Annotated in this window: 17 protein-coding genes; 14 read left to right on the forward strand and 3 right to left on the reverse strand. The window is 64.3% G+C overall.

The genetic code is table 11. The annotated features are described in order from the left end of the window. Nucleotides 1-12 precede the first annotated feature (12 nt). Together glgX and bglA are read left to right on the forward strand one after the other, a co-directional pair. Nucleotides 13-2,013 carry a glycogen debranching protein GlgX gene (gene glgX / locus AU465_RS03620; protein ID WP_192244112.1) on the forward strand — a complete coding sequence of 667 codons (2,001 nt, stop codon included), beginning with the start codon at nt 13-15 and terminating at the stop codon, nt 2,011-2,013. Further along, nucleotides 2,013-3,668: a beta-galactosidase BglA gene (gene bglA, locus AU465_RS03625; RefSeq protein WP_192244114.1), complete on the forward strand. Its 1,656-nt coding sequence runs from the start codon at nt 2,013-2,015 to the stop codon at nt 3,666-3,668. Before glgX ends, bglA begins: the two co-directional genes overlap by 1 nt. 8 nt (nt 3,669-3,676) lie before the next feature. Here bglA and AU465_RS03630 read toward each other — a convergent pair whose 3' ends face one another. Together AU465_RS03630 and AU465_RS37355 are read right to left on the reverse strand one after the other, a co-directional pair. Then, complete coding sequence (locus AU465_RS03630; RefSeq protein WP_246505847.1) at nt 3,677-5,368, reverse strand: pilus assembly protein TadG-related protein; 1,692 nt, start codon at nt 5,366-5,368, stop codon at nt 3,677-3,679. A 176-nt stretch (nt 5,369-5,544) separates the two neighbouring features. Further along, nucleotides 5,545-6,114 (reverse strand): TadE/TadG family type IV pilus assembly protein, encoded by a 570-nt coding sequence (locus AU465_RS37355; protein ID WP_312891183.1) that lies wholly within the window; start codon nt 6,112-6,114, stop codon nt 5,545-5,547. 167 nt (nt 6,115-6,281) lie between these two features. On the opposite strand from AU465_RS37355, the gene AU465_RS03640 reads away from it, so the two are divergent. From AU465_RS03640 to AU465_RS03665, 6 genes are all read left to right on the forward strand, one after another. After that, nucleotides 6,282-7,874, forward strand: coding sequence for a peptide ABC transporter substrate-binding protein (locus AU465_RS03640; protein WP_192244118.1), 1,593 nt, complete (start codon nt 6,282-6,284; stop codon nt 7,872-7,874). 175 nt (nt 7,875-8,049) lie between these two features. Beyond that, nucleotides 8,050-8,973: an ABC transporter permease subunit gene (locus tag AU465_RS03645; RefSeq protein WP_192244121.1), complete on the forward strand. Its 924-nt coding sequence runs from the start codon at nt 8,050-8,052 to the stop codon at nt 8,971-8,973. Continuing rightward, nucleotides 8,966-10,090 carry an ABC transporter permease gene (locus AU465_RS03650; protein WP_192244123.1) on the forward strand — a complete coding sequence of 375 codons (1,125 nt, stop codon included), beginning with the start codon at nt 8,966-8,968 and terminating at the stop codon, nt 10,088-10,090. Before AU465_RS03645 ends, AU465_RS03650 begins: the two co-directional genes overlap by 8 nt. A gap of 1 nt (nt 10,091) precedes the next feature. After that, nucleotides 10,092-11,708: an ABC transporter ATP-binding protein gene (locus AU465_RS03655; RefSeq protein ID WP_192244125.1), complete on the forward strand. Its 1,617-nt coding sequence runs from the start codon at nt 10,092-10,094 to the stop codon at nt 11,706-11,708. Between the two features lie 67 nt (nt 11,709-11,775). Continuing rightward, nucleotides 11,776-12,012, forward strand: coding sequence for a type II toxin-antitoxin system RelE family toxin (locus tag AU465_RS03660; protein ID WP_192244127.1), 237 nt, complete (start codon nt 11,776-11,778; stop codon nt 12,010-12,012). Nucleotides 12,013-12,021: 9 nt separating this feature from the next. Further along, nucleotides 12,022-12,381: a helix-turn-helix transcriptional regulator gene (locus tag AU465_RS03665; protein ID WP_192244129.1), complete on the forward strand. Its 360-nt coding sequence runs from the start codon at nt 12,022-12,024 to the stop codon at nt 12,379-12,381. 67 nt (nt 12,382-12,448) lie between these two features. Here the strand turns inward: AU465_RS03665 and AU465_RS03670 are convergent, their stop codons facing one another. Next, nucleotides 12,449-12,778 carry a hypothetical protein gene (locus tag AU465_RS03670; RefSeq protein ID WP_192244131.1) on the reverse strand — a complete coding sequence of 110 codons (330 nt, stop codon included), beginning with the start codon at nt 12,776-12,778 and terminating at the stop codon, nt 12,449-12,451. A gap of 663 nt (nt 12,779-13,441) precedes the next feature. Between AU465_RS03670 and AU465_RS03675 the strand changes: the two genes are divergently transcribed. The 6 genes from AU465_RS03675 to AU465_RS03700 are packed head-to-tail and all read left to right on the forward strand — an operon-like array spanning nt 13,442 to nt 21,179. After that, on the forward strand, nt 13,442-13,687 hold the full coding sequence (locus AU465_RS03675; RefSeq protein WP_066997751.1) for an acyl carrier protein: 246 nt from the start codon (nt 13,442-13,444) through the stop codon (nt 13,685-13,687). Between the two features lie 2 nt (nt 13,688-13,689). Continuing rightward, entirely contained in the window at nt 13,690-14,895 is a 1,206-nt protein-coding gene (locus AU465_RS03680) for an acyl-CoA dehydrogenase family protein (protein ID WP_192244133.1), read from the forward strand. A gap of 1 nt (nt 14,896) precedes the next feature. Continuing rightward, the gene (locus AU465_RS03685) at nt 14,897-15,820 is read left to right on the forward strand and encodes an amino acid--[acyl-carrier-protein] ligase (protein WP_192244136.1); all 924 of its coding nucleotides are present in this window, start codon (nt 14,897-14,899) and stop codon (nt 15,818-15,820) included. 1 nt (nt 15,821) lies between these two features. Continuing rightward, nucleotides 15,822-16,820: a DUF1839 family protein gene (locus AU465_RS03690; RefSeq protein WP_192244138.1), complete on the forward strand. Its 999-nt coding sequence runs from the start codon at nt 15,822-15,824 to the stop codon at nt 16,818-16,820. 34 nt (nt 16,821-16,854) lie between these two features. Then, nucleotides 16,855-19,392 (forward strand): glycoside hydrolase family 2 protein, encoded by a 2,538-nt coding sequence (locus AU465_RS03695; RefSeq protein WP_246505839.1) that lies wholly within the window; start codon nt 16,855-16,857, stop codon nt 19,390-19,392. Next, the gene (locus AU465_RS03700) at nt 19,389-21,179 is read left to right on the forward strand and encodes an alpha/beta fold hydrolase (protein ID WP_192244140.1); all 1,791 of its coding nucleotides are present in this window, start codon (nt 19,389-19,391) and stop codon (nt 21,177-21,179) included. Before AU465_RS03695 ends, AU465_RS03700 begins: the two co-directional genes overlap by 4 nt. Nucleotides 21,180-21,201 lie beyond the last annotated feature (22 nt).

Raw genomic sequence — 21,201 nt, forward strand, 5'->3', positions numbered from 1 at the left:
GGGGGAGCCTGCATGACTCACCTCGGCGCAACCGTCACTCCCGACGGCATCCGCTTTGCGGTCTGGTCCTCTTCAGCGCGGCGCCTGTGGGTCTCGATCTTCGACGACGCCGGCGCGCGCCAAGTCGAGCGGCTGGAACTGAAGCCGGAAGGCGAGGGCATGCACGCGCTCTTCGTGCCTGGCCTCGCATCAGGCACGCGATACGGCTTTCGCGCCGACGGCGACTACGCTCCGGAGCGCGGTCTCTGGTTCGATCCGGACAAGCTGCTGACCGATCCTTACGCCGTAGAGATCGACCGGCCATATCAATATCACTGGCGGCTTGCAGCCAGACGCAACGAAGGCGCCGACACGGCCCCGCTCATGCCGAAAACCGTGGCGCGCGCGCTGCCGCAGCCACTGGCTGTCAAGCCGCTCCTGTTCCAGCCCGGCGGCCTGATTTACGAACTCAACGTCCGCTCCTTCACCAAGCTGCACCCAGACGTACCGGAGGCACAGCGCGGCACCATCGCGGCGCTTGCCCATCCGGCCATCATCGAGCATCTGAAGCGTTTCGGCGTCTCCGCTGTCGAGTTGATGCCGATCGCGGCGTCGATCGACGAGCGGCATCTGCCGCCGCTGGGCTTGAGCAACGCCTGGGGCTACAACCCCGTCACCTTCATGGCGCTCGATCCGCGTCTCGCGCCAGGCGGCCTTGTGGAACTGCGCGATACCGTTGCGACGCTGAGTGAAGCGGGCATCGGCACCATCCTCGACCTCGTCTTCAACCACACCGGCGAGAGCGACCGGCTCGGCCCGACACTGTCGCTGCGCGGCCTCGACCCGCAGGCCTATTTCAGGCATTTGGCGGACGCCCGGCTGGCCAATGACACCGGCACCGGCAACACGGTCGCCTGCGATCATCCGGTCGTGCGCGAGATGGTGCTGGACACGCTCTGCCATTTCGTCCGTTTCGCTGGCGTCGATGGCTTCCGCTTTGACCTGGCCCCCGTGCTCGGCAGGGTCGACGGTGTGTTCGAGCCGGATGCGCCGTTGCTTGAGGCCATCGCCGGCGATCCCGTCCTCGCCGACCGCGTGCTGATCGCCGAGCCCTGGGATATCGGTCCGAACGGCTACCAGCTCGGCAATTTCCGCCCGCCATACCTGGAGTGGAACGACCGTTATCGCGATGACGTCCGGCGCTTCTGGCGCGGCGATGCGGGCGCGATCGGCGCTTTGGCCACGCGGCTTGCCGGCTCGTCCGACGTGTTCGGCAGGGCGGGCCAGCCGGCGAGCCGCAGCGTCAACTTCATCGCCGCCCATGACGGCATGACGCTGGCCGATCTGGTTGCCCATGAGCGGAAGCACAACGCGGCCAATGGCGAGCATAACCGCGACGGACACAATGACAATCTGTCGTGGAACAACGGCGTCGAGGGCGAGACGGATGACGCGGAAATCGCCAAGGCCCGCTTCGCCGACCAGTGCGCGTTGCTTGCGACGCTCTTTGCCTCGCGCGGCACCATCATGCTGACCGCCGGCGACGAGTTCGGCAGAACGCAGCAGGGCAACAACAATGCCTATGCGCAGGACAACGCCATCACCTGGCTCGACTGGGCCGGCCGCGATGAGGCGCTCGAGCGATACACTTCGGCTCTCTCCGCGATGCGCTGTGCCTTTCCGGCGCTGTCGGACACGCATTTCCTGACCGGGGAGCCGTCCGATGCTTCAGCCATCCCGGACGTCGAATGGCTGACAGAGACGGGTGCGCCGCTTGGTGAGGCCGACTGGAACGATCCCGGGCGACATCGCCTCGTCATGATGCTCGGCGATAGCGGGGGCGGCCGCCTTGCCGTCATGGTCAATGGCGACCGCCGCCAATGCGTCTTCACCTTGCCCGCACGGGAAGGCTTTCACTGGCATTCGGTGATCGAGACGCAGGCGGTCGACCTGGCGCGGCCGGTCCCTGGCCGCAGCGTGAATTTCATGATCGAGCGTAGGGCTTCGAAGGCCCGCGCCGGAAAGGGTTCGTGATGGCCGATGGCAACACGCAGCAAGGGGCCGAGTGGTGGCGCGGTTGCGTGATCTATCAGATCTATCCGCGCTCCTTCCAGGACACCACCGGTGACGGCAGCGGCGATCTCAAGGGGATCACTGCGCGGCTCGCCCATGTCGCTTCGCTCGGCGTCGATGCCGTATGGCTCTCGCCCTTTTTCAAGTCGCCGATGGCCGACATGGGCTATGACGTGTCGGACTATCGTGACGTCGATCCGATGTTCGGCGCGCTGGAGGATTTCGATGCGCTGGTCGCCGAAGCGCATCGGCTCGGGCTGAAGCTCATCATCGATCAGGTGATCTCCCACTCATCCGACAGGCATGAATGGTTCGTGGAAAGCCGTGCCAGCCGCGACAATGCCAAAGCCGACTGGTATGTCTGGGCCGACGCCAAGCCCGACGGCAGTGCGCCCAACAACTGGCAATCGCTGTTCGGCGGTCCCGCCTGGGAGTGGGACGCCACCCGCCGGCAGTATTACATGCACAACTTTCTCGCCGCGCAGCCGGACCTCAATTTCCATACTGCGGAGGTGCAGGACGCGCTTCTCGACACGGTGCGCTTCTGGCTGGAGCGCGGCGTCGACGGCTTCCGGCTGGATACGGTCAACTATTATGTCCATGACCGCTGGCTGCGCGACAACCCGCCTTTGGCCGCGAGCGTCGCCGGCACCAATGGCGCCACCACCACCTACGCCTTTCAGGAGCATCTCTTCGACAAGACGCGCCCTGAGAATCTCGACTTCCTGAAGCGTTTTCGCGCGCTGCTTGACGAGTACCCTGACCGTGCTGCGGTCGGCGAGGTGGGTGACGAGGAGCGCTCGCTGCAGACGCTTGCCGCCTACACCTCCGGCGGCGACAAATTGCAGATGTGCTACACCTTCGACCTGCTCGGCCCGCAATTCTCGGCCGCCCATGTGCGCGGCTGCGTCGAGGCGTTCGAGAATGCGGTTGACGACGGCTGGGTCTGCTGGGCTTTCTCCAACCACGATGTCGTTCGCCATGTCAGCCGCTGGACACGGCCCGGCGAGAACCCGGACGCGCTGGCGAAATTCGCGATCGCACTGCTGTGCTCTCTGCGCGGCTCGATCTGCCTCTACCAGGGCGAGGAGCTTGGGCTGGAGGAAGCCGAGCTTGCCTATGAGGACCTGCGCGATCCGCTCGGCATCCGCTTCTGGCCGGGCGTGAAGGGCAGGGACGGCTGCCGCACCCCGATGGTCTGGGAGGCAGAAGCGGAAGATGGCGGTTTCTCCGCAGCCAAGCCCTGGCTCCCGGTGCCGCTGGCGCATCGCAGTCGCGCGGTCGATGTGCAGAACGGCGAGGACGGTTCCCTGCTTGCCGCCTATCGCTCGATCCTCGCCTTGCGCAAGCGCCACCCGGCGTTAATCAACGGTTCGATCCGCTTTCTCGATACCGAGGGCGATGTGTTGGCTTTTGTCCGCCAGCACGAAGACGAGAAATTGTTGTGCGTCTTCAACTTCGCCGCTGAGCCGGCGAACTGGACGCTGCCGGCGGAGATCAGGGATGTCGAGATAACGGCTCTTGCCGTTGACGTCGCCGGCGTTCTTGGCGGTGTTCTCGAAGAGAATGCGCTGGCACTGCCGCCTGTGGGTTGCTTCGTCGCCAGAATTGGCTGACAGCCAGCCTATTGGACGAGCACCGAGCGTCCGCAGGTCGCGCCGGTCACTCGCACATCGGCCTCGCCGACATGGACGCCAAGTGCGGCAAGCACATTGTAGACGAGGTCGTCGACCGGTGCGGTCACGCCGTTGAGCAGCGTCGTCACCGCCGGCTTCACCGTGCTGAGCAGGGTGGTCACGTCGAGACCGAGGCCGAGCGCGTTGACCGAGAGTGACAGGTTGTTCACCAGCGAGGTGGTGAGCGACTGCGTCAGGTTCTTGGTCGACACCGTCTTGATTGCCTTGTTGGCGACATCGGTGGCGCTGAATGTCAGGTTCGTCGGCGTCATGTTGGTGATCGAGACGGCCGACGATCCCTTGATCTGCAACAGGTTGAGGTTGATCAGCAGCAATTGGACGCTGACATCGGCGATCTCGGCATCGCTGAAGGATTGCGGCTTGGTGAAGTCAGCGAAGCCGCTTGCGTTGCTGTTGGCGAGATGCGCCGAGACGACACCGGGTTGCGCGGCGATGGTAACCTTGATGCTGGATGGGCCGGTCGGGCAGCTTATGTCGGTCAGCTTGGCTTCCGCATAGGCGACCTCGACATTGAGCGGCAGGTTGACGGCCAGCAGCTTGATGCCGCCGCCAAGGTTCGGTGTGCCGACCGTGACGCTGGCGTTGAGCTTGATGCGGGTCTGCGCCGTGCGCACCACGGTGCCCAGTTCTCCGACCGCCAGCCAGGCCGAGGATTGCATGGGTTCGCCGATGGCGACTTGGAGCGTCGTCGATGTCAGCCCGGGTATGGTTGCCCCGAGATTGACGGCAACCTGGTTGGTGCCGTTGGCGAGCGCCGCCGCTGCCGTCAGCATGCTCATGGCGCTTGCGTCGACCGAAAGTCCGGCGGGATTCTGTCCGAGGCCGAGGCTGCCCACCGAGCCGAGGTCGATGAGCTGGCTGAGCGGGATCTTGACCGTATTGGTGGCGCTCGAGGCCATGGTCTGCAGCGCGAGCTTGGCCGTCCGGTCGAGCCCGGGCACGTTTGCCATCGCGGTGGCGATCTGGCCGATCGTTGCCTTCGAGGTGAGCACGTCCGAATAGGTCGCGCCGGTCAGATGCAGCTGCGTCGCCAGCGCATCGGTGAAGGAGAGCACGTCGACATCGGCCGAGATCAGCGAATTGTAGTCCATCACGCTGAGCGAGATGTTGCCGCCGAGAAGCCCGCCGAGCAGCGCGTTGAGGATGCCGCCATTGACGCTGGCCAGCCGCGACCCGACCGAGAACGCCGCTTCGGGCTGGGCGCTGGCGGTGGCTGTCGTGCCGATCACCGGCGGCGCCATCATCGAGGCGGCGAAATAGAGCGTGCCCAGCTTCTTCAGCGACACCTGGACGGCGTTGTAGGGCAGCTTGCCTGCCTCGAAGCGGCTGCCGGCCGCTATGGAACTGACCCCCGAATAGCGTCCGGGCACGACCTGCACGACCGCCTTGCTGCCGGTCGGCGCGATGGTGGTCCCCTGCTGCTGCACGGCGACGGATGTGATTCCGTTGTCCTTCAGCGTCGTCAGCACCGCTTGCTGGGCGTTGTTGATGTTGGCGGCGGTGGTAATCGCGGCGAGGTCAACGATCGACTGCGCGGCGCGGCGTTCGTTGTAGAGCGAGCCCTCGTCGACGGCGAAAGCGGTCAACGCCAGCGCCACCGGCGTGCAGAGCGCGGTCATGACCGCAAAATTGGCACGCCGGTCGGCAATCAGCCGTCGCGCCGCGGCCACGAGAGCAATTCCAGGAAAAGTGTGTAACGGTTTTCCGTCCGGAATTGCGTCAGAACAAAGAGATAGAGCGGTCTTGCGTTTCCGGGAAACCAGGAACCGCTCTAGTCCCCCCTTGGAACTGCGCATCATATGCCTCCGACCCGGATCGTCGATTGACGCTGGATCGTGGTGCCCGGCAAGGACAGCGTCCGGAACAGATTCCAGATCGGCAGGTTGCGCGCGTCATAGCTGACGGACACGACGAACTGGCTGCCGTCGACGGCGCTGTCCTGCGCATTGACCGTCAGCTTGTTGGGATCCACGAAAGGATAGCCCGCAACATCGTGCGCAATGAAATCGGTGACCAGCGCCTGCCGTTCCGTCTGGTTGAGGCCGGCAATCGCCGTTCGCGCCGCGTCGGCGGCGATCTGCTGGACCGAATGACTGGCGCCGAAATAAATTCCGTATGCAACCATTCCGAGCAAAAGCAGGATGAAGATCGGCGCCAGCATGGCGAATTCGACCGCCGACGTGCCCGCGGCGTCAGCCCGGAAACGGAACCATGGAGCAAGGAATTTTCGGTGCTTCGGCATGGTCCGGAGAATGCCAAAACCTGCCTGCAAAAACAGAGAACGACTGGAACAACCGAAAGGTGCACTAAGTTGAATGGCGGGTTTTAGTTTTAGATTTCGCTGTTTTAGCGAGGTGCCGCTCACTTAACGTCAAGCAGCGGGTAGTTGAAATAAGATATTCCTCTGTCTAGTCTCCCGCCACCAGTCGCCGGAAGGGAGCGGCGGCGCGCTCAAAAGGAACCCGTTGAACGGTTCCGGGGCGTCAACACTCAAGGCGCGGTTGAGGGGCCGCGTCCAAAGGGAGAGACTTCATGCTGAAAAATCTGCTGAAGGCGACTGTGTTCGCCACCACCATGGCCTTGGCCACCGGCACCTTCTACACGCCGGCCTTCGCCGAGACCGTCTACAACCGCGGATCCGCCGCCGAGGCGGAGACGGTCGATCCGCACAAGACGTCGACGGTCTACGAAGCCGATATTATACGCGACCTGTTCCAGGGCCTCGTCATGCATGACCAGAAGACGAACCTCATTCCGGGCGCCGCGGAAAGCTGGACGGTGTCCGACGACGGCACTGTCTACACCTTCAAGCTGCGCAAGGACGGCCTCTGGTCGGATGGCAGCCCGGTAACGGCGGACGACTTCGTCTATTCGTTCCGTCGGCTGGAAGATCCGGCCACCGCTGCCGAATACGCTTCCATGCTCTATCCGGTGAAGGGCGCTGAGGACTTCAACACCAAGAAAGGCAAGGCCGAGGACATGGGCGTGAAGGCGGTCGACGCCAATACGCTGCAGGTCACACTGAAGGCGCCGACGCCCTACTTCCTGGAGATGTTGACCCACCAGGCGACCTATCCGGTCAACAAGGCCTCCATGGACAAGCTCGGCGCCGACTGGATCAAGCCGGGCAAGCTGGTCTCCAACGGCGCCTACACGCTGGCCGAGTGGGTGCCCAACGACCATCTCAAGCTGGTCAAGAATCCGAAATTCTGGGACGCCGCGAGCGTCAAGCTCGACGTGGTCAACTACATCCCGACCGAGGATCGCTCGTCGGCGATGAAGCGCTTCGAGGCCGGCGAACTCGACAGTTATGGTGACCTGCCGACCGAACAGCTCGCCGATCTCAAAACCAAATTCGGTGACCAGGTGCGTGTCGGGCCGTATCTCGGCACCTATTATTATGCGGTCAAGACCGACAAGGCGCCGTGGGATAATGTCGAGTTGCGCAACGCCATCTCGATGGCGATCGATCGCGACTTCCTCGCCGAGAAGGTCTGGCAGAACTCGATGCTGCCCGGCTATTCGATGGTGCCCCCGGGCATCGAGGGCTACACGCCGGCACTGGCCAAATATGCCGACATGCCGCAGATCGACCGCGAGGACGCTGCCAAGAAGATCCTGGAGAAACTCGGCTATACACCCGAGCATCCGTTGAAGATGGAGATCCGCTACAACACCTCGGAGAACCATAAAAACACGGCGGTCGCCATCCAGGAACAGCTGAAGCCACTCGGCGTCGAGGTGACGCTGCTCAACACCGACACCAAGACCCACTACAGCTTCCTCGAGCAGAAGGGCAACTACGACGTCGCCCGCGCTGCCTGGATCGCCGACTACAAGGATCCGGAGACCTTCCTCGGCATCTCGCGCAAGGCAAGCGGCAACAACTACTCGAACTACAACAGCCCGGCCTATGAGGCCGCGATGGACAAGGCAGCCGCCGCAGGCGGCAAGCCTGAGAAGCGCATGAAGGACCTCGCCGAGGCCGAGCGCATCCTCGTCGACGATGTCGGCCAGATTCCACTGCTGTACTATAGCTACCACGACATCGTTTCCTCGAAGCTGCATGGCTTCGACGACAATGTGATGGACATCCATCCGTCCCGCTTCATCTCCAAGGACTGACAAGAAACCTTGGCCGTACCACCGCTCCCTTTTTTGGGAGCGGTGGCTGCGGTCTGTCGTCGTGCCGGGCCGAAAGTCGGGTTGGATTTTCGGGAATACCGGTGCGAAGATGAGAGATGCCAGCGCGCCACGGTCTCGTCTGGAGAGCTGTCGCCCTGGCTGAAGCGGGGCGCCGATGCTGCGTTATGTCTTCCGGCGGCTGTTGACCGCCATCCCGACGCTATTCGTTATCGTGACGGTGGCGTTCTTCCTGATCCGTGTCGCGCCAGGCGGCCCGTTCAACCAGGAGCGGGGCCTGAGCCCCGAGATCAGGGCCAATCTAGAAGCCCAGTTCGGCCTCAACGATCCGCTCTGGCTGCAATATGTCCACTATCTCGGGAATCTTTTGCGCGGCAATTTCGGCCCGAGCTATAACCTGCCTGACTTCACCGTCACCGAACTCTTCGCCAAGGGCCTGCCGATCTCTGTGCAGATCGGTTCGTCGGCGCTGGTGCTGGCACTGCTTCTGGGCTCGATCCTCGGCACGATCGCGGCGCTCAACCAGAACAAGATAGCCGACTATTCGGTGATTGCTCTAGCCACCGCCGGCAGCACAATTCCCACCTTCGTCATCGCGCCGGTCATTCAGCTCGTGTTCGGGCTTTCCTGGAAGCTTTTGCCGATCGGCGGCTGGGGCGACGGCGCCTTCATCAACAAGGTCGGGCCGGTGCTGACGCTCGCCTTGCCGCAGATCGCCATCGTCGCCCGCCTGATGCGCGGCTCGATGATCGAAAGCCTGCGCTCGCACCATATCCGCACCGCCCGCGCGCTCGGCCTGTCGGACTGGTCGGTGGTGGTCAAGCACGCGCTGCGCGGCGCCGTGCTGCCGATCGTCTCCTTCACAGGTCCCGCGGCGGCGGCGCTGCTCACCGGCTCGATCATCGTCGAGACCATCTTCTCAATCCCCGGTGTCGGCCGCTATTTCGTCGATGCAGCCCTCAACCGCGACTACACGCTGGTCATGGGAACCGTGGTGGTGATCGCCCTCTTCACCATCGTCTTCAACCTGATCGTCGATCTCCTTTACGCGGTCGTTGATCCGAGGGTGCGCTATGACTGACCTTGCCGTCGCCGTTCCTCCAGCCATCGTTGGCCGCTCGCTCTGGGGCAATGCCTGGGCGCGGCTGAAGCGCAACCGCGCCGCCATGTTCAGCCTCTATTATCTGGCATTCATTGCCGTCATCAGCGTGTTCGGCCCGATGGTCGTGCCGCATGAATACACCACCATCTACGGCGACTATGTGCGCACGCCGCCGAGCCTTTCGGCCTATCCGAAGCCCGACATGATCCAGGGCGCGCTGACCGACACGATCAAGCGCATGCGCGTCGACATCAAGGAGTGGCACCAGGACGGCAGCCGCGTGATCGTGACGGTCACGTCCAAGAAGCCGATCGACGACCGCAACATCCGCTATCTCGATCGCTCCGACGCCTTCGACGACACCAGGATCGAGAGCAAGTCGCCGGACGGGCTCGAAATGACGATGAGTTCCGCCATCAAGCAGCAATATTTCCTCTTCGGCACCGACAACACCGGGCGCGACCTGCTTTCGCGCACGCTGATGGCCGGGCGCATCTCTTTAGCCATTGGCCTGCTTGCCGGCGTCGTCGCCGGCGTCATCGGCGTGATCTACGGCGCGACGGCCGGCTTTGCCGGCGGCAAGGTCGACGAGGTGATGATGCGTATCGTCGACGTGCTTTACTCGCTGCCCTTCATCTTCTTCGTCATCATGCTGGTGGTGTTCTTCGGCCGCAACTTCGTGCTGATGTTCCTGGCGGTCGGCGCGGTGCTGTGGCTCGACATGGCGCGCATCGTGCGCGGCCAGGCGCTGTCGATCCGCAGGCAGGAATATGTCCAGGCGGCTGAAGCGATGGGCGTCGGCCAGCGCGGCATCCTGGTGCGCCACGTCATCCCCAACCTGCTCGGGCCGGTGGTGATCTACATGACGCTGCTGGTGCCGCAGGTCATCATCCTGGAAAGCTTCCTATCCTTCCTCGGCCTTGGCGTGCAGGAGCCGATGACCAGCTGGGGCGTGCTGATTTCCGTCGGCGCCAAGAACATCGGCTATGCCAACTGGCTGCTGTTGTTCCCGGCCTTCTTCCTCGTCTCGACGCTGTTCGCGCTGAACTTCGTCGGCGACGGCCTGCGCGACGCGCTCGACCCGAAGGATCGCTGACATGGCTTCCGAAACGATCCTCAGTGTCAAGGACTTGCGCGTCCGCTTCCAGACCCTCGACGGCACGGTCGAGGCGGTCAAAGGCATCAACATCAAGGTCAATGCCGGCGAAACGGTCGCCGTCGTCGGCGAATCCGGTTCCGGCAAGAGCCAGACGATGATGGCGGCGATGAGCCTGCTTTCCTCCAATGGCGAGGCCACCGGCCAGGTCGACTATCGCGGCCGCAATCTTCTGGAGATGACCAAGCACGAGCTCAACAAGGTTCGCGGCCGCAAGATCAGCATGATCTTCCAGGAGCCGATGACCTCGCTCGACCCGCTCTACACCATCGGCAACCAGCTCATTGAGCCGATCCGCCGGCATCGCGGCCTGAACGCTCAGGCGGCACGTGAAGAGGCGCTGAAGCTGCTGCGGCTTGTGCACATCCCCGATCCCGAGCGGCGGATGAAATCCTATCCGCACGAAATGTCGGGCGGCCAGCGCCAGCGCGTCATGATCGCCATGGCGCTGGCCAACGATCCCGACATCCTGATCGCCGACGAGCCGACGACTGCGCTCGACGTCACCATCCAGGCGCAGATCCTGATGCTGCTTGCCGAATTGCAGCGCAAGCTCGGCATGGCGATCGTCTTCATCACCCATGATCTCGGCATCGTGCGCCGCTTCGCCGACCGCGTCTATGTCATGCGCCAGGGCGAGGTGGTGGAGGAGGGCGATGCGGAAGCGCTCTTCGCCAACCCGCAGCATGCCTACACAAAGATGCTGCTCGCGGCCGAGCCGACCGGCATCAAGGCGGCGCCGCCTGCCAATTCGCCTGTGCTGCTCGAAGGCCGCAATGTCGAGGTCGTCTTCAAGATCGGCGGCGGCTTCCTCGGCGGCGAGCCGCTGATGCTGCGCGCGGTGGACAAGATCTCGATCCGGCTGAAGCGCAACCAGACGATCGGCATCGTCGGCGAGTCGGGCTCCGGCAAGTCGACGCTCGGCCGCGCGCTGCTCAGGCTGCTCCCCAGCGACGGCGTGATCCGCTTCGGCGACCGCGATATCTCCGAGGCGGACCGCCGGGCCATGCGGCCGCTGCGCCGCGAATTGCAGTTGGTCTTCCAGGACCCGTTCGGCTCGCTGTCGCCGCGCATGACGGTCGGCCAGGTCATCACCGAAGGGCTGTTGGTGCACGAGCCGTCGCTGAGCGGCAAGCAGCGCGACCATCGCGCCGTCGAGGCGCTGCACGAGGTCGGCCTCGACCCCAACGCCCGCAACCGCTACCCGCACGAGTTCTCCGGCGGCCAGCGCCAGCGCATCGCGATTGCCCGTGCCATGATCCTGAAGCCGAAAGTGGTGGTGCTGGACGAGCCGACCTCGGCCCTTGACCGCTCTGTGCAGAAGCAGATCGTCGAGTTGCTGCGCAAGCTGCAAGCGGACCACCAGCTGTCTTACCTCTTCATCAGCCATGACCTGGCTGTCGTGCGTGCCATGGCCGACTACATCATCGTCATGAAGCAGGGAAAGATCGTCGAGGAAGGGCCGACCGAAGAGATCTTCGGCAATCCGCGCGAGGTCTACACGCAGACGCTGATGAACGCGGCAATCGATACGGCGCGGTTCCGGATCAGTGCATGAGGGGGAATCGGAATCACAATATGTGATAATTTGGTTGAATTATATCACAAAATGAGATATTCAATTCGTGAAGCAGGTTGTTTACCTGGCAGCCGCAATCAAATCGCTCCCCAAGCATAAGGCTGCTGCTCCTCGGATCGTTGCCAAGATTGCGGTCTATGCCGAGACTCCGGAAGCCATGGTGAACAACGTCAAGAAGTTGGCCGGTTCGGATGAGATGCGTCTGCGCGTCGGAGACTACCGCGTCATCTTTACCGAAACGGAAGACGAGATCATTGGGCCGCGTGGCTCGGTCTACGAGTAGGAAGCGACAATGAGCATTCATTATTTCACCACGCCCAAGGGTGACGAAATGGCTGTCTTGCCACGCGCCGAGCTTGATGCGCTACAGGACCGCGCCGCGCGTGCCCGTGAAGTGGCAAGCTATCGTGCCGGCGAGGCCCCCGGTTTTACCGCCGAGGAGGCGCTGGCTTTCGTCAACGCAGTATCGCCGCTCGCTTTCTGGCGGGCCAGAAAAGGAAAAACGCAGGCAGCGCTTGCGGCGGAAGTTGGCATTTCGCAGAACATGCTTTCGGCGGTTGAACACGGCAAGCGGGGCGGGGATGTCGCCCTGTGGCTGCGCCTGTCGCGAGCTCTTGAGGTACCTGTCGATCAACTTGTCGACGAGGATTGAAGCGGGCTGAACTCGGCTGCCGATGCCCGCTATCCATGCATGTAGGTGCCGAGCTCAGTTCACAGGATCAACACTTTTGCTTCCTCGCGGCGACAATTGCTTGCTGCTGTTGCTGCAGCCGCTCGATCTTCGCCGTGTCGCGGTTAGCCACCACCGTCTTGACGCGCTCGCCGCCGAGCAGCCAGCTCGGCACGCTGGTGTTGGCGACTTTGCCGCGGCTGATGGCGGTTCGCGAGATGTCGGTGGCGGTGTCGCCGAGCGCGCTGTTGAGCTCGGCGCAGCTCATCTTGTCGTATTTCCCTGGATCGGTCGACGCGACGGTCGACGAGCAGCCGGCGACAAAAGCCAAGGCGAGCACCAGGATCGGCGGCAAGCCTGCGCTCGAAATCACCTTCATGTCTGCATCCTCGCTCCAGTGCCGCGCCTGCTATCCTAATATCGAGGTAAGATAGGCGGTTGTCTCGTCAAAGTCATATCCACTGGCAGGCAGCGTCACAGCAGCAGGCGCCTTACCAAGAATAGTGCGAGAAATTCCGCTTTCTGGTAATCTGGGACATAGGTTGCCGCTTCACGTTATAAGACCTGCTCGCGCGGTTCGACGGGGCCGCTGGCCAGGAGGCCACCCCAGAAGGCAACGAAGACGGATTTCGGCCACCCGGCCGGTGCGATCAATCGATGGATGCGAACGGCATGATCGATGCTGCAGGATCCCAAACCGCCTAGATCCTCGTCCAGAACCACAGTGGCAGTGGTTGCGGTCATCTGCCTGTTGATTCTCGCGGCTTTCTTTATCGGTTTTGAATATTCGACACCTGACGAAGGCGCGCTTGTCCTGCCAGGGGGAGCGCAACAGCCGCGATAGGTTTCCGTCATGGCTCTTGACGGCCGACGGCTCTTGTTCTCGTTTATTTCCGTCGTATCCGAAAGCCGTCAAATTGTACTGCGGTCCGTTACCGATCCTTAGGCATGGTTGAAACTGACCGGCGGCGTTAACGCCACGGTTGCGCTGCTTCTGCGATATAGCCGCCTGCACAGCATGCAAACGCAAGGGTGGGGCCTCATGATCGACCAGATTCGCTCGCTGCTCGAGCAGCATCCGATGATTCCGCTGAATTTCGGCGCGCTTGCCGACGACGCCAATCTCTACGACGCGGGGCTGACCTCCTTCGCCTCGGTGCAGATGATGCTGGCGCTCGAAGAGGAGTTCGACATCGAATTCCCCGAGACGATGCTGACGCGGCGCACCTTCTCTTCGCTGGCCAGCATCGCAGACGCCGTTTCGCAATTGACGCGCAAGGCGGCGTAGCCATGAACGTGTTCAGAAAGATAGAGGTGGCCCCGCTCACGGAAGCGCCGGAAGCCGCAACCGAACGCATGCGCCGCGTCGCCGAGATCGCCGCCGGCCACGCCGATCCCGTCGATAAGGAAGGCCGTTTCCCGACAGAGACGATCGAGGCGCTGAAGCGCGAGCGCCTGCTCGGCGTGGCGATCCCGATCGAGCATGGCGGCGAGGGGCTCGGCACGATGCAGATCGCCGACCTCATCGTCCAACTCGGCCAGGCCTGCGGCTCGAGCGCCATGATCTATGCCATGCACCAGATCAAGACGTCGAGCTTCGTCACGCACGGCGGCGCCAGCGACTGGCACCGCGCCTATATGCGGCGCATCGCCGACGAGCAGCTTGTGATGGCTTCGGCGACGACCGAGGCCGGCATCGGCGGCAATTTGCGCAATTCGATCTGCGCGGTCGAGGTCGCCGGCGGGCGCTTCGCGCTGACCAAGGAAGCCACCGTCATCTCCTACGGCAACTATGCCGACGCCATCCTCGCTACGGCGCGGCGCGCGCCCGATACGGCCAGCTCCGATCAGGTGATGGTGGTGATACCGGCCGATGGCAACCGCACGCTGGAACGCACGTCTGTGTGGGACACGCTCGGCATGCGCGGCACCTGCTCCGACGGCTTTCATCTCGTCGCCACCGGTGACGCGAGACAGATATTCCCGAAGCCGTTTTCCGAGATCGCGGCGCAGTCGATGCTGGCCAACTCGCACATCTTCTGGGCGGCGACCTGGTTCGGCATCGCCGCCGACGCCTTCAATCGGGCGCAGGCCTTCGTCAAGGCGGCGGCGCGCAAGCAGCCCGACGCCATGCCTCCGGGCGCGCTGAGGCTGGCCGAGGCGGCAGCCCTTTTGCAGGAGATGAAAGGGCACCTAACGGCCGCTATTCACCGCTTCGAAGCGGCCGCGGGTGACGATGACGCGCTGTCTTCGATCGGCTTCGCCGCCGAGATCAACGCGCTGAAGGTCGCGGCCAGCGAGAAGGCCGGCGCCGTGGTGCGTCTGGCCATCCTGGTCAACGGCATCCTTGGCTACAAGAACGGTACGCCGTTCAGCGTCGGCCGGCACTTGCGCGATGTGACCTCGGCGCCGGTGATGATCTCCAACGACCGCATCCTTTCCAATACAGCGACGCTCATGCTGATGAGCCGCTTCGACACCGGCCTGGGGAGCTGAGATGGACGCCAAGACATTCGACTCCAAGTCGCTGCTCGACAGCCTGTTCGAGAACGGCATCCTGTTCGAATCCGGCATCGACGGCCTTTATGGCCGCTCGGGCGCATTCGAGGAAGTGATCGAGCGGTTCGAGCGTCTCGTCACCCGGCTCGGCGCGCCCGACAAGGCTACCCGCATCCATTTTCCGCCGGGCATGAGCCGCGCGACGCTGGAGAAGAGCGGCTACATGAAGAGCTTTCCGCAGCTTGCCGGCTGTGTGCATTCCTTCATGGGAAGCGAGCGGGAGCATGCGCAGCTGCTCGGCATGATGGCGGATGGCGGGGACTGGACGGAACTGCAGAAGGCGACGGAAGTCGCGCTGACGCCGGCCGCCTGCTATCCGCTCTATCCCACCATCGCCGCGCGCGGCCCGGTGCCGGCGCAGGGCCTGCTTTTCGAGCTCTCCTCCTACTGCTTCCGCCACGAGCCGTCGAAAGACCCCGCGCGCATGCAGCTCTTCCGCATGCGCGAGTTCGTCAAGATCGGCACGGCCGAGCAGGTGCGCTCGTTCCGCGAAAGCTGGCTGAAGCGCGGCAGGGCGATGATCGAGTCGCTCGATCTGCCCTGCGAGGTCGATCTTGCCAACGATCCGTTCTTCGGCCGCGGCGGCAAGATGATGGCCAACAACCAGCGCGACCAGGGCCTGAAATTCGAGCTGCTGATCCCGGTGACCAGCATCGAGAAGCCGACCGCCTGTTTGAGCTTCAATTATCACCAGGACCATTTCGGCCAGACCTGGGGCCTGAAGTTCGCCGACGGGGAGTTCTGCCATTCGGCCTGCGTCGGCTTCGGGCTGGAGCGTGTGGCGCTGGCGCTATTCCGCCATCACGGCCCGGACGCGGACGCCTGGCCGGCGGCGGTCCGTGACGTGCTGTGGAGCGTGTGACATGCTGACAGCTATCGCCGGCCTCGATCCGGCCAGCTACCGGCCGCACTGGCTGCATGATCCGAAAAGGCGCTGGCCGCAGACCAACTGCTATGTCGATCTCCTGATCGAGGTCCTGCACGCGACCGGCCACGATCCGGTCGCGGCGCTCGGCTTCACCGTGGCGCAGGATTTCGAGGGCGATCAGTTCACGTTCTTCAAGTTCCCGACCGCCGACCTGCAGAGGCTGGCGGGACTGGACATCCAGGAACTGGCGATCTTCGACCGGCTGGAGACCCATGTGCTGGCACAAGTCGAGCTCGGCCGGCTGCCGCTGGTCGAGGTCGACGCCTTCTACCTGCCCGACACCAAAGGCATCACCTATCGCAGCGGCCATTCCAAGACCACTGTCGGCATCAACGCGCTCGATCCCGACGGGCGGCAGATGCGCTACTTCCACAATGACGGCTACTTCGCGCTCGAGGGGGATGATTACGACGGCATCTTCGGCCAACGGGATGGTGTGTCGGCCGGCGACCTGCCGCTGTTTCCTTACGCGGAATTCGTGAAGCTCGACGCCACGCGCCCGGCCCGTGACGCGGTCGGGACCGCGGCGGCGCTGCTCGCGCTTCACCTGAAGCGGCGGCCGAAGCGCAATCCGCTTAGCGCCTATGCTGCCGCGTTCGGGCGACACGCTGAAACGCTGGCGACGCGCTCGCCTGACTATTTCCATACCTATGCCTTCAACACGCTGCGGCAGGTCGGCGCAAATTTCGAACTCCTCGGCAGCCATCTCGAATGGCTGGGGCAGCACGGCGAAACCTGCCTGGCGGAAGCGGCGCAAGCCGCCGGCGACATTGCCGACGGCGCCAAGGTCATGCAGTTCAAGCTCGCCCGCGCGATGGCGCGGCAGCGTTTCGACGGTTTGGCCGAGGCAATCACGCCGATGGCACAGGCCTACGAAACGGTGATGGACGTGCTGGACGCCCGCATGGCGGGCGTCGCCTCCAAGGCGGCCTAGGGCGGCCGAGGCGCATTTGAGCATAGGTGTGCGAATGGACGCCACGGTGTCGACCGTCGGCACAGCCGGATTGCTGGACCGGGGTTGGCGGATGGCCGTCTCGGCGGCCGGCGCCTGGGCTTCGCCGGATGATATCGACGCAAGCGCCGAATGGCTGGACGCGGCCTGTCCCGGCACGGCGGCCGGCACGCTGGAAAAGCATGGCCGCTGGGACCGCAAGCAGCCAACCCCGCTGCACGACCGCGATGTCTGGTACAGCCGCGGGCTCGATGCGACCGGTCCGGTGCGGCTGGTGTTCGAGGGTCTGGCGACTATCGCCGAGGTCTGGCTTGACGACCGGCTGCTGCTCACCTCGACCTCGATGTTCGAGCGCCATGAAGCCGCGGTAATCCTTTCAGGTGGCGAGCGGCTTGCCATCGTCTTTCGCAGTCTCGACCGCCATCTGGAAACGGCGACCGGTCCACGCGCCCGCTGGCGTCCTCGCATGATCGACGATCAGCGCCTGCGGCTGGTGCGCACGACCCTGATTGGCCACATGCCGGGCTGGTGTCCGAACTTCGATGTCGTCGGGCCGTGGCGTCCCGTCAAGTTGATCCGCGAAAATGGCGGGCAGCGCATCCTCGATACCGACATGCGCACCGAGCTCGACGGTACGACCGGGCATCTTGCCGTTGCGATCACCCTCGCTGAACCCTTCGACGATGCCCAAACGGCACATGTCAGTTGCGCTGGAGTGCGCGCGCGCCTCAAGGTCGAGACATCCACCCGGCTGACGGCAGAATTGGACATTGCCGATGTCGCCCCATGGTGGCCGAACAGTCATGTCGAGCCGGTGTTGCACGAAGTGATGGCGACACTCGGCGCGGTGCGCAGCCGGTTGGGCCGGGTCGGGTTCCGCCGCATCGAGCTCGATCGCGGCGCCGACGGACGCGATTTCCGCCTGGTCGTCAACGGCGTGCCGGTGTTCTGCCGCGGCGCGGTCTGGACGCCCTCCGATCCTGTGCGGCTGCCGTGCGGGCGGGCCGAAATCGAGCCCGACCTCGACCTCGTACGCCGAGCCGGCATCAACATGCTGCGGGTCGGCGGCACCTTCGCCTACGAGGGCGATGCTTTCCACGAGTTGTGCGACGAGATGGGCATTCTCGTCTGGCAGGACCTGATGCTCGCCAATTTCGACTATCCGGCGAAAAGCGATGCCTGGCGGGCCGCGCTATCGCGCGAGGTGGAAAACCTGTTGAAGCGGCTTCGGCATTCGCCGTCGCTGGCGGTGCTGTGCGGCGGCAGCGAGGTGGCGCAGCAGGCTGCGATGCTCGGCATGCCGGCGGCGATGGATCCGACACCCTGGTTCGACGCGGTCGTGCGTCCAGCCGCGCAGGCGATCCTGCCCGATCTCGCGCTGGTGTCCTCGTCGCCCTCTGGCGGCAGTTTGCCCTTCGCCGCAGACGGCGGCCCGACGCATTATTATGGCGTCGGCGCCTATTGCCGGCCGCTGGAGGATGCGCGCCGCGCGGAAGTGCGTTTCGCCAGCGAGTGCCTCGCCTTCGCTAACGTGCCGGAACAGGCGACGCTGGATGGGCATCTGCCCGTTCCGCCCGGCCACGATCCGCGCTGGAAAGACGGCGTGCCACGCGATGCAGGTGCGTCGTGGGATTTCGAGGACGTGCGCGAGCATTATCTCGAAACGCTGTTCGGCGTCGATGCGCGTCGCCTGCGCATGGAAGATCCGGCGCGCTACCTCGACCTCTCGCGCGCCGTCACCGCCGAAGTGGTTGAGCGCACGATCGATGAATGGCGCAGACCGGCCTCGCCGACGGCGGGTGCGCTGCTGTTTTTCTGGAAGGATCTGCGCCCGGGCGCAGGGTGGGGCATCGTCGATTCCACTGGACGGCCGAAATCGGTCTGGCATGCGCTCAGGCGCGCCTTCGCGCCGCTCAGGCTGACGCTGAGCGACGAGGGCGTCAACGGACTGGGCGTCCATCTCGTCAATGACAGGGCAAAGGCCGTCGAGGCGACGCTGTCGCTTGCCTGCCTGCGCGATGGCCTCACCCCGGTGGTTACGGCGCGCCAGCCGGTCACCCTGCAAGCGCGCGGGGCGCAGTCCCTGTCAGCGTTCTCGCTGCTCGGCGCCTTCTTCGACCTGTCTTATGCCTATCGCTTCGGCCCGGCGGGCCATGAGGTAACCCTGGCACGGCTGGAAGGCCACGACGGCGAGATCCTGGCCGAAGCCTTTCACGTGCTTCCCGGCGCCATGATCGCGCGACGCGATGTCGGCCTGTCGGCACGGTTGCTGCGCGCAGAAGATGGTTGGCGCCTGCGGCTCGCCTGCAGGCGCGCCGCTTATCACGTCGCCGTCAAGGACGGGCTGTTTCTCCCGCGCGAGAACGGCTTCCACCTGATGCCGGGCGCGGCGAAGGAAATTGGCCTGGATGGGCCGGCCTCGGCCACGCCGGCCGGCATCGTGACGGCGCTGAATGGCGATCGCGACGTGGCCTACGATGCGCCGCAAGCGGACAATGCAGAAATCGGGGCAGAGATCATGCGAGCGTTGCAGCCCGCCGGGAGCACGGCATGAGGGGGATAGTCTTCGCCCGCACGATCGGCTGGCTTCATGAAGGCAAGGGCACCGGGCGGCGCGGCCGGGGCGTCGTCATCGCCGGGGCGCATGGCCACGAGGACCTGTGCAGCCGGCGTTTTCTAAGGCTGCTGGCTGACAAGTTGGCCGAAAACGATCTGCCGACGCTGCAGTTCGACTATCCCGGCTGTGGAAATGCCGCCGGGGATCATTCAACGCCAGGTCAGGTGCGATCGTGGACGGAGAGCATAGGCGCTGCGATCGATCGGCTGAAGCGGGATTGCGGCGTGGCCGACGTCATTTTGGTCGGCTTCCGGCTCGGTGCTCTGCTGGCGCCGCTGGCGGCGGCTGGACGCGACGACGTGGCCGGTCTCGTGTTGCTCGCGCCACCGACTTCCGGCAAGGCCTATGTCCGCGAGATCACAGCCATGTCGCGCATGATCGACGCGCCACTGGCCAGCCGTTCGGCGGGCGAAGGGCCTTTCACCGAGGGGCGCGAGGCCGCCGGCTTCCGGATTTCGCATGAGACGCTGGCCGATCTTTCGGCGCTCGACTGGCGGCATGCCGCGGCAAGCCTTCCATCCTTGCCGATGCTGGTGCTTACAAACGGCAAGCCGCTTGCCGCCGACGAAATTCATGGGCCAGGGGCGGGCGCTGCGGATATCACCACGGCCGAATTCGATGGCTATCCTCTCTTGATGTGCGACCCGACAGCCAACCGGATTCCGGCCGCCGCTCTCGATCGTTGCGCGGCCTGGATGACCGACCATGCCGGCGAAGCGGTCGCAGGAAAGGCCATGCCGCACGATGCGTCAGAGATTCTGGACGGTCCGCACTACACGGAAAAGCCCGTCCTGATCGGACCGGAGCCGATGATCTGCGGCGTGCTTTGCCAGCCGCGCGGGCGCCAGGCCGCGGCCGAGCCGGTGATCTTCCTCAATGCAGGTGGCGTGCCGCATGTCGGCTGGGCGCGCGGCACGGTGGAAGCGGGGCGGGATCTGGCGGCGGAAGGCGCAGCGTCGCTGCGCATCGACCTGCCCGGACTTGGTCTCAGCGATCAGACCGAGGAAGGACGCCTGTTCCTCTATGACGGGCGTACGCGCCATGATGTCAGCCGTGCGATCGACTGGATGGAACGAGCCGGCTACCCCGCTGTCGGCTTGGTCGGCACCTGCGCCGGCGCATTCCAGGCTTTTCACACCGCACGGGCTGATCGGCGGGTGCGGACGCTGACCATGATCAACCCGCTCTGCTTCGCCTGGAACAGTTCCTACGCGCTGGAGATGGCGGTCTGGAAGAATTACGAGGCTTCCAAGGCCGTGCTCGGGCACAACGCCGCCGCCATGCAGGAGAGCCGCGAGCCGGACGTCCCGACATGGCGCGGGATCGCTTCGCGCCAGGTCCGGCTGATCGTCCGACGCGGGCTCGAGGCGATCAAGTCCACGGTGTCGATGCTGCATCCGGCCGCTCTATTGGGACAGCGGCGGGTGGAACGCTGGATGCGCGACCTTTGCGGCCGGGGCGTGCGGGTTCTCCTGGTGACCTCGGAAGGCGACCTGAGCCTGAAGGAGATCGCCCGCCATTTTGGGTCGGAGGAAGAGCGGCTCGGCAGCATTCGCGGCGTGACCAGGGTCTCGCTGCCGGATGCCGACCACACACTGACGCCGTATCACGCACGGCGCGCCGTGATAGCCCGCCTGATCGATCATGGCGGCATCAGGCGTGACGGCTGCGCTCGTTCCGAGCCGGTGCACGCGACGCCAAGCCCATCCTTCCTGGCGCCATAGGGCGGTAGCCATGGTAGCATGG

It is taken from the genome of Mesorhizobium silamurunense (genome assembly GCF_014843905.1).
Classification (GTDB): domain Bacteria; phylum Pseudomonadota; class Alphaproteobacteria; order Rhizobiales; family Rhizobiaceae; genus Mesorhizobium; species Mesorhizobium silamurunense.